The sequence below is a fragment of the Salmonella sp. SA15303 genome (assembly GCF_029962125.1).
Classification (GTDB): Bacteria; Pseudomonadota; Gammaproteobacteria; order Enterobacterales; family Enterobacteriaceae; genus Salmonella; species Salmonella enterica.
In genome coordinates this window covers 1213921-1226549 of sequence record NZ_CP123924.1, presented here as the reverse complement: position 1 = coordinate 1226549, position 12629 = coordinate 1213921, and the positions used below count along the sequence as shown (strand labels likewise).

Annotated in this window: 14 protein-coding genes; 8 read left to right on the top strand and 6 right to left on the bottom strand. The window is 51.2% G+C overall.

From position 1 onward, the window contains the following. Positions 1-81: 81 nt before the first annotated feature. Positions 82-600: a YfiR family protein gene (locus QEN31_RS05930; protein WP_001212379.1), complete on the top strand. Its 519-nt coding sequence runs from the start codon at positions 82-84 to the stop codon at positions 598-600. Continuing rightward, positions 593-1813 carry a diguanylate cyclase DgcN gene (dgcN, locus tag QEN31_RS05925; RefSeq protein ID WP_001030985.1) on the top strand — a complete coding sequence of 407 codons (1221 nt, stop codon included), beginning with the start codon at positions 593-595 and terminating at the stop codon, positions 1811-1813. The genes QEN31_RS05930 and dgcN overlap by 8 nt, the downstream gene beginning before the upstream one ends. A gap of 156 nt (positions 1814-1969) precedes the next feature. On the opposite strand, the gene rplS is transcribed toward dgcN, so the two are convergent. The 5 genes from rplS to ffh form a co-directional block, all read right to left on the bottom strand. After that, positions 1970-2317 (bottom strand): 50S ribosomal protein L19, encoded by a 348-nt coding sequence (gene rplS, locus QEN31_RS05920; protein WP_000065257.1) that lies wholly within the window; start codon positions 2315-2317, stop codon positions 1970-1972. 40 nt (positions 2318-2357) lie between these two features. Beyond that, positions 2358-3125, bottom strand: a complete 768-nt coding sequence (gene trmD, locus QEN31_RS05915) for a tRNA (guanosine(37)-N1)-methyltransferase TrmD (RefSeq protein WP_000469804.1) — start codon at positions 3123-3125, stop codon at positions 2358-2360. A gap of 44 nt (positions 3126-3169) precedes the next feature. After that, positions 3170-3718, bottom strand: a complete 549-nt coding sequence (gene rimM / locus QEN31_RS05910) for a ribosome maturation factor RimM (protein ID WP_000043266.1) — start codon at positions 3716-3718, stop codon at positions 3170-3172. A gap of 18 nt (positions 3719-3736) precedes the next feature. Next, positions 3737-3985, bottom strand: coding sequence for a 30S ribosomal protein S16 (gene rpsP / locus QEN31_RS05905; protein ID WP_000256453.1), 249 nt, complete (start codon positions 3983-3985; stop codon positions 3737-3739). Between the two features lie 313 nt (positions 3986-4298). After that, on the bottom strand, positions 4299-5660 hold the full coding sequence (ffh, locus tag QEN31_RS05900) for a signal recognition particle protein (protein ID WP_000460052.1): 1362 nt from the start codon (positions 5658-5660) through the stop codon (positions 4299-4301). 165 nt (positions 5661-5825) lie between these two features. On the opposite strand from ffh, the gene QEN31_RS05895 reads away from it, so the two are divergent. From QEN31_RS05895 to QEN31_RS05885, 3 genes are all read left to right on the top strand, one after another. Further along, a complete protein-coding gene (locus QEN31_RS05895; protein WP_001537507.1) occupies positions 5826-6617 on the top strand; it encodes a cytochrome C assembly family protein in 792 nt (263 codons plus the stop codon). Between the two features lie 19 nt (positions 6618-6636). Further along, on the top strand, positions 6637-7923 hold the full coding sequence (locus QEN31_RS05890; protein ID WP_127172650.1) for an HlyC/CorC family transporter: 1287 nt from the start codon (positions 6637-6639) through the stop codon (positions 7921-7923). A 120-nt stretch (positions 7924-8043) separates the two neighbouring features. Continuing rightward, positions 8044-8649 (top strand): DUF6630 family protein, encoded by a 606-nt coding sequence (locus QEN31_RS05885; protein WP_001287923.1) that lies wholly within the window; start codon positions 8044-8046, stop codon positions 8647-8649. Positions 8650-8683: 34 nt separating this feature from the next. Here QEN31_RS05885 and grpE read toward each other — a convergent pair whose 3' ends face one another. Further along, positions 8684-9274: a nucleotide exchange factor GrpE gene (gene grpE, locus QEN31_RS05880; protein ID WP_001518875.1), complete on the bottom strand. Its 591-nt coding sequence runs from the start codon at positions 9272-9274 to the stop codon at positions 8684-8686. A 122-nt stretch (positions 9275-9396) separates the two neighbouring features. On the opposite strand from grpE, the gene nadK reads away from it, so the two are divergent. The 3 genes from nadK to bamE all read left to right on the top strand — a co-directional run bounded on the left by nadK (position 9397) and on the right by bamE (position 12509). Further along, positions 9397-10275, top strand: coding sequence for an NAD(+) kinase (nadK, locus tag QEN31_RS05875; RefSeq protein WP_001059155.1), 879 nt, complete (start codon positions 9397-9399; stop codon positions 10273-10275). Positions 10276-10360: 85 nt separating this feature from the next. Next, positions 10361-12022, top strand: coding sequence for a DNA repair protein RecN (recN, locus tag QEN31_RS05870; protein ID WP_000880965.1), 1662 nt, complete (start codon positions 10361-10363; stop codon positions 12020-12022). A 148-nt stretch (positions 12023-12170) separates the two neighbouring features. Beyond that, on the top strand, positions 12171-12509 hold the full coding sequence (gene bamE, locus QEN31_RS05865; RefSeq protein WP_001203445.1) for an outer membrane protein assembly factor BamE: 339 nt from the start codon (positions 12171-12173) through the stop codon (positions 12507-12509). Positions 12510-12629: the final 120 nt, after the last annotated feature.

Genomic DNA, 12629 nt, shown 5'->3' with positions numbered 1-12629 from the left:
TGGCAAAATAATGTTATTTTGCTACAAACAATCACGGATGTATTTTAATGCTTTACGACTGAAGATGGTGGGGACTTGTTAATGCGTTTTTCTCACCGATTTATCCTTCTGTTATCGCTATTATTAGCAAGCTTGCCTCTGTATGCTCAACGCGTCACGGAAGAAGAGAAATCCGTACGCGCCATCGTCTCCGGTATCGTCAGTTATACACACTGGCCGGCGTTATCCGGGCCGCCAAGGCTATGCATATTTTCATCTGCGCGTTTTGTCAGGGTACTTAGCGAAGAGGCTGACTGGGCTTTCCCTTATCAACCGCTTGTCATCCGTACCACACAAGAAGCCCTGAGCGCCCGCTGTGATGGTTTTTACTTTGGCAATGAATCGCCAGCTTATCAGGTGGAGTTAACGCGTCATTATCCAGTTAATGCCTTGTTATTAATTGCCGAGCAAAATACCGAATGTATTATTGGCAGCGCATTTTGTCTGATCATTAACAATGATGAAGTCAAATTTTCCGTCAACCTGGACTCCCTCTCGCATAGCGGCGTGAGAGTAAATCCAGAAGTATTAATGCTTGCACGGAATCAAAAGCATGAATAAGGAATTTTCTCTGTCCAGGCCAACATTTAAACGCACACTACGGCGGATTAGTATAATCAGCGTGCTGCTTACAATGACATTGATCTGGCTATTAATTTGCGTTGCGTCTGTCCTTACGCTCAAACAGTATGCGCAAAAGAATCTCGATTTGACCGCCGCCACAATGGCCCATAGCCTTGAAGCGGCACTGGTATTTTCCGATAACGCGGCCGCAGCGGAAACGCTCGCCACACTGGGACGCCAGGGACAATTTTCAGCGGCGGAGGTCCGCGATAAAAATGGCCGTACTATCGCCTCATGGCGCTATGATGCGCGAGCCGCAGACGATAAGCTCATTGGCTTAATTAGCCACTGGCTTTTTCCATTGCCGGTATCACAACCCGTCTGGCACAACGGCAGGGCCATCGGCGAAGTACGGCTTGTCGCCCGCGACAGCCTTATTGGTCATTTTATCTGGCTATCGCTGGCAGTGCTGACAGGATGTATTCTGCTGGCATCCGGCATTGCCCTGCTGCTCACGCGTTATTTACACAATGGCGTTGTGGATGCGCTGCAAAATATTACTGAAGTTGTACACGACGTTCGCACTAACCGAAATTTTTCACGCCGGGTACCTGATGAGCGTATTGCGGAATTTCACCTGTTTGCGCAGGATTTCAATAGCCTTCTGGATGAGATGGAAGAATGGCAGCTACGGCTTCAGGCTAAAAATGCCCAGTTACTACGTACCGCGTTGCACGATCCGCTGACGGGGCTTGCCAATCGCGCGGCATTTCGCAGCTGTATTAACGCGCTGATGAAGGACAATTCCGCTCGTAGCAGTTCGGCATTGTTATTTCTGGATGGCGATAACTTTAAATATATTAATGATACCTGGGGACATGCGGCAGGCGACCGCGTACTTATAGAGGTTGCCAAAAGATTAGCGGAATTCGGTGGTAGCCGTTATCAGACTTACCGACTCGGCGGCGATGAATTTGCGATGGTGCTTTACGATGTACATTCGGAATATGAAGTACAACGTATTTGCGCAGCGCTATCCCAGGCGTTTAATCGACCTTTTGAACTGCATAACGGCCAGCGAATAACGATGACCCTGAGTATTGGCTTTGCGCTGACATGGGAACATGCCACTGCCGAAAAACTACAAGAACTGGCCGATCGAAATATGTATCAGGCTAAACACCGGCGTGCGGAGCGCTCGCTAAACTAAGGAACGGGCCTGGCCGTTTCTGACTCAGCGTTGAGACCACTGACCCAGCCTAATCATGCAACCATCTATGGCGTGGAGCAAACCCATAAAAAAGGGGCCAGCGTAATGCCAGCCCCTTCTTTTCTACAAGCTTTCGGATGTTGCGAAAGCGCGTTCTTAGTTAAGACGCTCTTTGATACGAGCCGCTTTACCAGTACGCTCACGCAGGTAGTACAGTTTAGCTTTACGAACAGCACCACGACGTTTAACAGCAATGCTGTCAACTACCGGAGAGTGAGTCTGGAAGACACGCTCAACGCCTTCGCCGTTGGAAATTTTACGAACAGTGAATGCAGAGTGCAGACCGCGGTTACGAATAGCGATAACCACGCCCTCGAATGCCTGCAGACGTTTCTTGGTACCTTCAACAACCCATACTTTCACTTCCACGGTATCGCCCGGACGGAAGGAAGGTACGTTCTGCTTCATCTGCTCTTGTTCAAGTTGCTTAATAATGTTGCTCATAATTTAATCTCTTATCCTGGGTAAACTGATATTCGGGGGCCTATGCCATCCCATCATGTTTATGCTGCTGTTGTGCGTGTTCTGTTTTGAACTCCGCCAGCAACCTTGCTTGCTCTTCAGTCAGAGCCAGGTTTTCCAGAAGTTCAGGTCTTCTAAGCCAGGTTCGGCCCAGCGACTGTTTCAAACGCCAGCGACGTATCTCAGCATGGTTTCCCGACAGCAATACTGGCGGTACTTCCATCCCCTCTAACACTTCAGGGCGCGTATAGTGCGGACAATCCAGCAACCCATCAGCAAACGAATCTTCGATTGCTGATGCCTCATGCCCCAGAACCCCCGGTATAAACCGGGCGACGGAGTCAATCAGCGTCATTGCCGGTAGTTCGCCACCGCTGAGAACGTAATCGCCAATTGACCATTCTTCGTCAATTTCGGTCTGAATTACGCGCTCATCTACGCCTTCGTAGCGACCACACACCAGAATAAGCTTCTGATTCGTGGCCAGCTCGCTAACGCCCGCTTGATCAAGCTTGCGTCCCTGAGGCGACAGATAAATCACTTTAGCGCCTTCACCTGCCGCGGCTTTTGCTGCGTGAATGGCGTCCCGCAAGGGTTGCACCATCATTAACATCCCCGGTCCGCCGCCGTAAGGACGGTCGTCCACGGTACGGTGCCGGTCATGCGCGAAGTCGCGAGGACTCCAGCTTTGGATGTTCAGCAGGCCTTTTTTTACTGCCCGGCCAGTTACCCCGTAATCGGTAATTGCGCGGAACATTTCAGGAAACAGGCTAACTATGCCAATAAACACAAGCCAATCCCCATAACGCCATTTATTACCGTTTATTCGGTGGTTTAAAAACCAGGATCCCAGTCTACTTCGATAGTACGAGTAGCGAGATCGACTTTCTTGATAACCTGCCCATCGAGGAACGGTACTAGTCGTTCCTTGATACCAAATGCATCTTTCAGGTTCGCCTTAATGACGAGAACGTCATTCGACCCGGTTTCCATCATGTCGATAACTTTACCGAGATCGTAGCCTTCAGCGGTGACTACCTGGCAGCCCATCAGGTCTTTCCAGTAGTAGTCTCCCTCCTCAAGCGCAGGAAGTTGCGAGGAATCCACGACAATTTCGCAATTGGTCAGAAGATTCGCGGCATCTCGATCGTCAACGCCTTTCAGCTTGATGATCAGATCCTGATTGTGGTGCTTCCAGCTTTCCAGCTGTACCTGCTGCCACTGACCCGCCTTCTGGATAAACCAGGGCTGATAGTCAAAAATGCTTTCGGCGTCTTCAGTGGAGGAAAACACTCTGAGCCAACCACGGATACCGTATGAAGAACCCATTTTCCCCAGTACAACCGGTTCAGCGGGTACTTGTGCGGCGAGTTGCTTGCTCATCATGACCACCGTGACAGATTAAGCTGCTTTTTTTACTTCTTTGATCAGCGCCGCAACGCGATCGGAAATGGTTGCGCCCTGGCCAACCCAGTGAGCGATGCGATCCAGATCCAGGCGGGTGCCTTCTTCTTTTTCGCTAGCGATTGGGTTGAAGAAACCAACGCGCTCAATGAAGCGACCGTTGCGTGCATTACGGCTGTCGGTGACAACAACCTGGTAGAACGGACGCTTTTTAGCGCCGTGACGAGCTAAACGAATAGTTACCATAACATCCTCTTGTGTGAATAAAACAACCGGGCCCCATCGAGGAACGGAGCCCGGCGTCATATTAAAAGCCCGAAAATTTTACTGATTTCTGGGAAAAAAGCAATCAACATGTGATGAAGCTTGATTCCAGGGCGTGACCGTTGCAGCCAGTTTGGCGTCGGCGTGCGCGCAGAAAGCGGAGCGTACACGCAGTACGTGAGCATTTACTCGCTCCGCTCGCCCTTCGGGCCGCCCTAAAGGGCGTTCAAAACACTATCGTGTTTTGTCGAGCACACTCCGGCGTCAAAATGGCAAATAAGGTAGCCCGATATATTTATCTACCCGGGAAGCCTGGCGGCATCATCCCCTTCATACTCCGCATCATCTTCGCCATCCCGCCCTTCTTCATCTTCTTCATCATGCGCTGCATGTCGTCGAACTGTTTCAGAAGGCGGTTAACGTCCTGCACCTGCATCCCACAGCCCTGCGCGATACGACGCTTGCGGGAACCTTTGATGATTTCCGGCTTCGCGCGTTCTTTCAGCGTCATCGAATTGATGATCGCCTCCATACGCACCAGCACCTTGTCATCCATCTGCGATTTAACGTTGTCCGGAATCTGCCCCATGCCCGGTAATTTGCCCATCAGACTGGCCATACCGCCCATGTTTTTCATCTGTTTGAGCTGTTCCAGGAAGTCGTTCAGGTCGAAACCGTCGCCTTTCTTCAGTTTGGTCGCCAGCTTCTCAGCCTGTGCGCGGTCAACTTTGCTTTCGATATCTTCGATAAGAGACAGTACGTCGCCCATGCCGAGAATACGCGAGGCGATACGATCCGGATGGAATGGCTCCAGCGCGTCGGTTTTCTCGCCGACACCGAGGAATTTAATCGGCTTGCCGGTGATATGACGAATAGAGAGCGCCGCACCGCCACGCGCATCACCATCAACTTTGGTCAGCACCACGCCGGTTAACGGCAGCGCTTCGTTAAAGGCTTTTGCGGTATTCGCCGCATCCTGACCGGTCATCGCATCGACGACAAACAGCGTTTCTACTGGCTTGATAGAAGCGTGGACCTGTTTGATTTCGTCCATCATCGCTTCGTCAACATGCAGACGACCGGCGGTATCCACCAGCAGCACGTCGTAGAATTTGAGCTTCGCTTCTTTCAGCGCGGCGTTGACGATATCAACCGGTTTCTGGCCGACATCAGACGGGAAGAAATCCACGCCAACCTGCTCAGCCAGCGTTTCGAGCTGTTTGATCGCCGCCGGGCGATAGACGTCGGCAGAGACGACCAGCACTTTCTTCTTGTGCTTCTCGCGCAAGAATTTACCCAACTTACCGACGCTGGTGGTTTTACCCGCCCCCTGCAGACCCGCCATCAATACTACGGCTGGCGGCTGCGCAGCTAAATTCAGCGTCTGGTTCTCTTCGCCCATCGCCGCAACCAGTTCGCTACGGACAATCTTGACGAACTCCTGCCCTGGGGTCAGGCTCTTGTTAACTTCATGACCAACCGCTTTCTCTTTTACGCGATTGATGAACTCACGCACTACCGGCAGCGCAACGTCAGCCTCCAGCAGCGCCATGCGCACTTCGCGCAGCGTCTCTTTAACGTTGTCTTCAGTAAGGCGCCCACGGCCACTGATATTGCGCAGCGTGCGCGACAAACGATCGGTTAAATTATCAAACATTGTCTCTCGCCTGGGGTGGAAACGGTTGGTCGCCGCAGCGACACAGTTACAGAATTTCGCCACAGTATACCATGAAGCCGTCTTTGTTGTTATGCAACGGTTGGAGCTGCGGTCACGTAACGCTATACTGCTTCTCTTTCTCACTGGTCAACTGTCGACACAACTATGCCCGTTTTTGCTTTACTTGCCCTTGTCGCCTACTCCTTCAGCCTCGCGCTGATCGTTCCCGGACTGTTGCAAAAAAACAGCGGCTGGCGGCGTATGGCTATTCTTTCTGCGGTCATCGCGCTGGTGTGCCATGCTGTCGCGCTGGAATCGCGTATTCTGCCCGGCGGCGACAGTGGACAAAACCTGAGCCTGCTGAATGTCGGTTCGCTGGTCAGCCTGATGATCTGCACGGTGATGACCATTGTCGCGTCGCGTAATCGCGGCTGGCTACTTCTGCCTATTGTCTATGCTTTTGCGCTGATTAACCTGGCCTTCGCCACGTTCATGCCTAATGAATATATTACGCATCTGGAAGCGACCCCAGGCATGATGGTGCACATCGGTCTGTCGCTTTTCTCTTACGCGACGCTGATAATCGCCGCTCTGTATGCGCTACAGCTGGCGTGGATCGACTATCAGTTGAAGAACAAAAAGCTGGCGTTTAGTAATGAAATGCCGCCATTGATGAGCATTGAGCGCAAAATGTTTCATATCACGCAGATTGGCGTCGTACTGCTGACCCTTACTCTGTGTACCGGCCTGTTTTACATGCATAACCTGTTCAGTACTGAAAATATTGATAAAGCCGTGCTCTCTATCGTGGCATGGTTTGTCTATATCGTTCTGCTGTGGGGGCATTACCATGAAGGCTGGCGGGGTCGGCGGGTCGTGTGGTTTAACGTCGCAGGCGCGGGTATTCTGACGCTGGCCTATTTTGGTAGCCGCATATTACAGCAATTTGTAAGCTAAGCTTTTAAAGGAGTTTCCCCTGGAACACATCTCCACCACCACGCTGATTATCATATTAATCATCATGGTGGTCATCTCGGCCTATTTTTCCGGTTCCGAAACTGGAATGATGACGCTAAACCGTTACCGTTTACGCCATATGGCGAAGCAAGGTAATCGCTCGGCAAAACGGGTAGAAAAATTATTGCGTAAACCCGATCGACTGATAAGCCTGGTGCTGATCGGCAATAACCTGGTCAACATTCTTGCCTCGGCGCTCGGCACGATTGTGGGTATGCGGCTTTACGGCGACGCCGGCGTGGCTATCGCCACCGGGGTACTGACGTTTGTCGTGTTAGTTTTTGCTGAAGTCCTGCCCAAAACTATCGCCGCGCTCTATCCGGAAAAAGTGGCCTATCCCAGCAGCTTCCTGCTGGCGCCGTTACAGATACTGATGATGCCGCTGGTGTGGTTACTTAACACCATCACCCGCCTGCTGATGCGTCTGATGGGAATTAAAACGGACATCGTGGTCAGCGGGTCGTTAAGCAAAGAGGAATTACGCACTATCGTGCATGAATCCCGTTCGCAAATCTCTCGCCGCAATCAGGATATGCTGCTGTCGGTTCTCGATCTGGAAAAGGTCAGCGTGGATGACATCATGGTGCCGCGTAATGAAATTATCGGGATCGATATCAATGACGACTGGAAGTCTATCGAGCGGCAGCTCACCCACTCGCCGCACGGACGCATTGTGCTCTATCGCGATTCGCTGGATGACGCCATCAGTATGCTGCGCGTGCGTGAAGCCTGGCGGTTAATGGCCGAGAAAAAAGAGTTCACCAAAGAGATGATGCTGCGCGCCGCCGATGAAATCTATTACGTCCCGGAAGGTACGCCGCTCAGTACGCAACTGATTAAATTTCAGCGCAATAAAAAGAAAGTCGGACTGGTCGTCAACGAATATGGCGATATCCAGGGGCTGGTCACCGTGGAAGATATTCTCGAGGAGATCGTTGGCGACTTCACCACATCGATGTCGCCGACACTGGCGGAAGAGGTCACGCCGCAAAACGACGGTTCGGTCATTATTGACGGTACCGCCAACGTCCGGGAAATCAATAAAGCGTTTAACTGGCACCTGCCGGAAGATGACGCGCGCACCGTCAACGGGGTGATTCTGGAGGCGCTGGAGGAAATTCCGGTTGCTGGCACGCGCGTGCGCATTGAGCAGTACGATATAGATATTCTCGATGTACAGGAAAATATGATTAAGCAGGTAAAGGTTGTACCGGTAAAACCGCTGCGCGAGAGTGTGGCGGAGTAACACAATGGCGAACTCCGGTTCGCCTTTTTTATCGCCGTCTTTTAAGATTCCATCAATTCCTGCCATTTACTTAACAATGCAATAATGTCTTTTCAGGCATTCAGAAAGGATATTGATGTTATGTCAGAAGATTATGTAATTGAATGGGATAAGAATTTTGCAGACGACCTCAACGTCGTCGCCAACGTTTTTTTATCACACAACCCAACCTTATGGCCCACTATTTTCTCTCAACTTTCGACGCAACCTGAAATCTTTGAAGACGAAGATGAAGACGAATATGGGTTGCAGGACGTCCTGGATTGTAGCGGTGGCGATCTCGGAAATAACGAGCTGGCACAGGCATTTTTACAAGTTCTACGCGGCGAAGGATTTATTCACCTCGTTGACTGGAAAGGTGAAGATGAAGAAGGCGAACTGGCTAATTTTGCCGCAGATCGCTTTTATGAACTCACAAAAAACCTGACGGATTCTGAGGAATTAAGAAATCTTCTTGTCGAAATAACCCAAGAGGATGAAATCTCCGATGTCTGTGAAGCCGGGGACCGTTACCTTGACGAGATCTTTGAACGCATCCAGACCGAACTCAATAAGAGGGGCTTCCAGATTTTTGATCTGAATGAAGGATCTGACACCTATAATGTGGTCGTTCTGCCAATGAGCGAATATAAAAAAATAGAGGACTTCAACACGCCGTGGCTGGAAGTGCAGGATTTTTTAAGCTAAAAAAATGGCCGACTTTACATCGGCCATCAAACTTTTACTTCGCCTTCGCTACAGTCACCATCGCCGCGCGAATGGTACGACCGTTCAGCGTATAGCCTTTCTGCATAATACCCAGCACATTGCCTGCCGGAACCTCTTCCGACTCCACCATCGCAATCGCCTGATGCACGTTCGGGTCCAGCGGCACGTTGGTCTCAGCAATCACTTCCACGCCGAATTTACGCACCACATCCAGCATAGACTTCAGCGTCAGCTCAATCCCTTCGACCATTGCCGCCATATCCGGATTGGCTTTGTCTGCGACTTCCAGCGCGCGATCCAGGCTATCGATGACCGGCAGCAATTCGTTGACGAACTTCTCGAGAGCGAATTTATGCGCTTTTTCGATATCCTGTTCAGTACGACGGCGCAGGTTTTCCATTTCCGCTTTGATGCGCAACACGGTGTCGCGTTCGCGAGTCTGGGCTTCTGCAAGCTGAACTTCCAGATTCGCAATTTTTTCATCGCGCGGATCCACCTGCTCAGCAGAATCGTTTGGTTCAACTGCCTCAACCTCTTCGTGCTGATCCATGATAATTTCTTCCGGGGCTTGCCCCTCAGGCGTTTTCTGTTCTTTACTACTCATGAATTTCTCCGCGTTTTTTTCGCATTCATCTCGCTAACTTCGCTTATTATGGGGATCAGATTCAGGGTTTCAAGGGAAGTACTCACATTGTCATCAATCTTCGCTACAAGGACCTCAGAAAAATGAATAATCATTTCAAGTGTATCGGCATTGTGGGGCATCCGCGTCATCCCACCGCACTCACGACACATGAAATGCTCTACCGTTGGCTATGCGATCAGGGTTATGAGGTCATTGTGGAGCAACAAATCGCCCACGAATTACAGCTAAAAAATGTGCCAACCGGCACGCTGGCGGAAATTGGTCAACAGGCGGATCTGGCGGTAGTTGTGGGCGGCGACGGCAATATGCTTGGCGCAGCGCGTACGCTGGCGCGTTATGACATCAATGTGATTGGCATTAACCGCGGTAATCTTGGCTTCCTGACCGATCTCGATCCGGACAACGCCCTGCAACAATTATCTGATGTGCTGGAAGGGCGCTATATCTCCGAAAAACGTTTTCTGCTGGAAGCGCAGGTCTGCCAACAGGACCGCCAGAAGCGTATCAGCACAGCCATTAATGAAGTGGTGCTGCATCCGGGAAAAGTGGCGCATATGATCGAATTCGAGGTTTATATTGATGAAACCTTCGCTTTTTCACAGCGATCTGATGGTCTGATCATTTCTACGCCGACCGGCTCCACCGCCTATTCGCTCTCCGCAGGCGGCCCTATTCTGACCCCTTCACTGGATGCCATCACCCTGGTGCCGATGTTCCCGCATACCTTGTCGGCACGCCCGTTAGTCATTAACAGCAGTAGCACGATTCGTCTGCGTTTTTCGCATCGCCGTAGCGATCTGGAAATTAGCTGCGACAGTCAGATAGCGCTGCCTATTCAGGAAGGAGAAGATGTGCTGATTCGCCGCTGCGACTACCATCTCAACCTGATACATCCCAAAGACTATAGCTATTTCAATACATTAAGCACAAAACTCGGCTGGTCAAAAAAATTATTCTAATTTTACGTTAGCCTCTTTACTGTATAAAAAACCAGTTTATACTGTATTTAATTACAGTCATGGTTTTTCATACAGGAAAACAGCTATGTTGGCGCAACTGACCATCAGCAATTTTGCTATCGTTCGTGAGCTTGAGATCGATTTTCAGAGCGGAATGACCGTCATTACTGGTGAAACCGGCGCGGGTAAATCTATTGCGATTGATGCCCTGGGTCTGTGTCTGGGCGGTCGCGCTGAGGCCGATATGGTCCGTACCGGAGCGACCCGCGCCGATTTGTGTGCCCGCTTTGCGCTGAAAGACACGCCTGCGGCATTGCGCTGGCTGGAAGAAAACCAGCTTGAAGAAGGTCGCGAATGCTTACTTCGCCGCGTTATCAGCAGCGATGGCCGCTCACGGGGCTTTATTAACGGCACCGCTGTGCCCCTGTCTCAATTGCGCGAGCTCGGTCAGTTGCTGATTCAAATTCACGGCCAACATGCGCACCAGCAGCTTACCAAACCCGAACAGCAAAAATCGCTGCTGGATAGCTATGCCAACGAAGCCGCTTTAGCGCAGCAGATGGCTGCTCGCTACCAATTATGGCATCAAAGCTGCCGCGATCTCGCCCATCACCAGCAACAAAGCCAGGAACGCGCCGCGCGCGCGGAACTGCTGCAATATCAGTTAAAAGAGTTGAACGACTTTAATCCGCAGGCCGGCGAATTCGAGCAAATTGACGAAGAGTACAAACGGCTGGCCAACAGCGGGCAGTTGCTTACGACCAGCCAGAACGCTCTGGCGCTACTCGCGGACGGCGAAGACGTTAACCTGCAAAGCCAGTTATATAGCGCAAAACAACTGGTTAGCGAGCTGGTAGGTATGGACAGCAAGCTTTCCGGCATCCTGGATATGCTGGAAGAAGCCACTATCCAACTCACCGAAGCCAGCGATGAATTACGCCACTATTGCGAGCGTCTGGATTTAGACCCCAATCGCCTGTTTGAGCTTGAACAGCGCATCGCTAAACAAATTTCGCTGGCGCGAAAACATCACGTCAGCCCGGAAGCGCTGCCGCAGCTTTATCAGTCACTGCTCGAAGAACAGCAGCAGCTCGACGATCAGGCCGATTCGCTGGAAACGCTAACGCTGGCGGTTAATAAGCATCACCAACAAGCGCTGGAAACGGCGCAAGCGCTGCATCAACAGCGTCAGTTTTACGCCCAGGAGCTGGGGCAGTTGATCACTGAAAGTATGCATTTACTTTCGATGCCGCACGGTCTGTTTACTATCGACGTGAAATTTGATGAGCATCATCTGAGCAACGACGGCGCCGATCGCGTGGAGTTTAAAGTGACGACAAACCCAGGTCAGCCGCTGCAGCCTATCGCTAAAGTCGCGTCTGGCGGTGAACTGTCGCGCATTGCGCTGGCTATTCAGGTGATTACCGCGCGCAAAATGGAAACGCCAGCGCTGATTTTTGACGAGGTCGATGTTGGCATCAGCGGCCCAACCGCCGCCGTGGTCGGTAAACTCCTGCGTCAGCTTGGCGAATCCACTCAGGTGATGTGCGTCACTCACCTGCCACAGGTAGCCGGGTGCGGTCACCAGCACTTCTTTGTCAGTAAAGAAACAGACGGGGCAATGACCGAAACCCATATGCAACCTTTGGATAAACGTGCGCGTTTACAGGAACTGGCCCGCCTGTTGGGAGGAAGTGAAGTTACGCGTAATACGCTGGCAAACGCAAAAGAACTGCTGGCGGCGTAAACTTTTTTATCTCCCGAAGGTCTGAGTTCACAACAAAAACGCCGTAAGACCCGACAGCAAAAGGTTTTAAAGTGATGAAAGGTCTATTATCATCGGCATATTAATATGAGCCACGTACTGCTCAGGCCCGAAAAGGAACCCAATCACTATGCGCTGTAAAACGCTGACTGCTGCCGCAGCAGTACTCCTGATGTTGACCGCAGGCTGTTCCACTCTGGAGCGAGTGGTTTACCGACCTGACATCAATCAGGGGAACTATCTTACACCTACGGATGTCGCCAAAGTGCGTGTTGGTATGACGCAACAACAGGTTGCGTATGCTTTAGGCACGCCGATGATGACCGATCCTTTTGGTACGAACACCTGGTTTTATGTCTTCCGCCAGCAGCCAGGACATGAGAACGTGACGCAGCAGACTCTGACGCTCACCTTTAACAGCAGCGGCGTGTTAACCAATATTGATAACAAACCGGCGTTGACGAAGTAATTTTGTGATACCGCCTGATGAGGTTACGTTCATCAGGCCTGCAAACCTCTCCCCCGCCATTTGGTACGAATTTGCCTGATGGCGCTACGTTTATCTGGCTTACAGGCACGCCTGTGCTTC

What these genes read in the sequence shown, in the direction of transcription:
- QEN31_RS05930 (WP_001212379.1), top strand. Translation starts at nt 82, where the DNA reads ATGCGTTTTTCTCACCGATTTATCCTTCTGTTATCGCTATTATTAGCA.
- dgcN (WP_001030985.1), top strand. Translation starts at nt 593, where the DNA reads ATGAATAAGGAATTTTCTCTGTCCAGGCCAACATTTAAACGCACACTA.
- rplS (WP_000065257.1), bottom strand. Translation starts at nt 2,317, where the DNA reads ATGAGCAACATTATTAAGCAACTTGAACAAGAGCAGATGAAGCAGAAC.
- rimM (WP_000043266.1), bottom strand. Translation starts at nt 3,718, where the DNA reads ATGAGCAAGCAACTCGCCGCACAAGTACCCGCTGAACCGGTTGTACTG.
- rpsP (WP_000256453.1), bottom strand. Translation starts at nt 3,985, where the DNA reads ATGGTAACTATTCGTTTAGCTCGTCACGGCGCTAAAAAGCGTCCGTTC.
- ffh (WP_000460052.1), bottom strand. Translation starts at nt 5,660, where the DNA reads ATGTTTGATAATTTAACCGATCGTTTGTCGCGCACGCTGCGCAATATC.
- QEN31_RS05895 (WP_001537507.1), top strand. Translation starts at nt 5,826, where the DNA reads ATGCCCGTTTTTGCTTTACTTGCCCTTGTCGCCTACTCCTTCAGCCTC.
- QEN31_RS05885 (WP_001287923.1), top strand. Translation starts at nt 8,044, where the DNA reads ATGTCAGAAGATTATGTAATTGAATGGGATAAGAATTTTGCAGACGAC.
- grpE (WP_001518875.1), bottom strand. Translation starts at nt 9,274, where the DNA reads ATGAGTAGTAAAGAACAGAAAACGCCTGAGGGGCAAGCCCCGGAAGAA.
- nadK (WP_001059155.1), top strand. Translation starts at nt 9,397, where the DNA reads ATGAATAATCATTTCAAGTGTATCGGCATTGTGGGGCATCCGCGTCAT.
- recN (WP_000880965.1), top strand. Translation starts at nt 10,361, where the DNA reads ATGTTGGCGCAACTGACCATCAGCAATTTTGCTATCGTTCGTGAGCTT.
- bamE (WP_001203445.1), top strand. Translation starts at nt 12,171, where the DNA reads ATGCGCTGTAAAACGCTGACTGCTGCCGCAGCAGTACTCCTGATGTTG.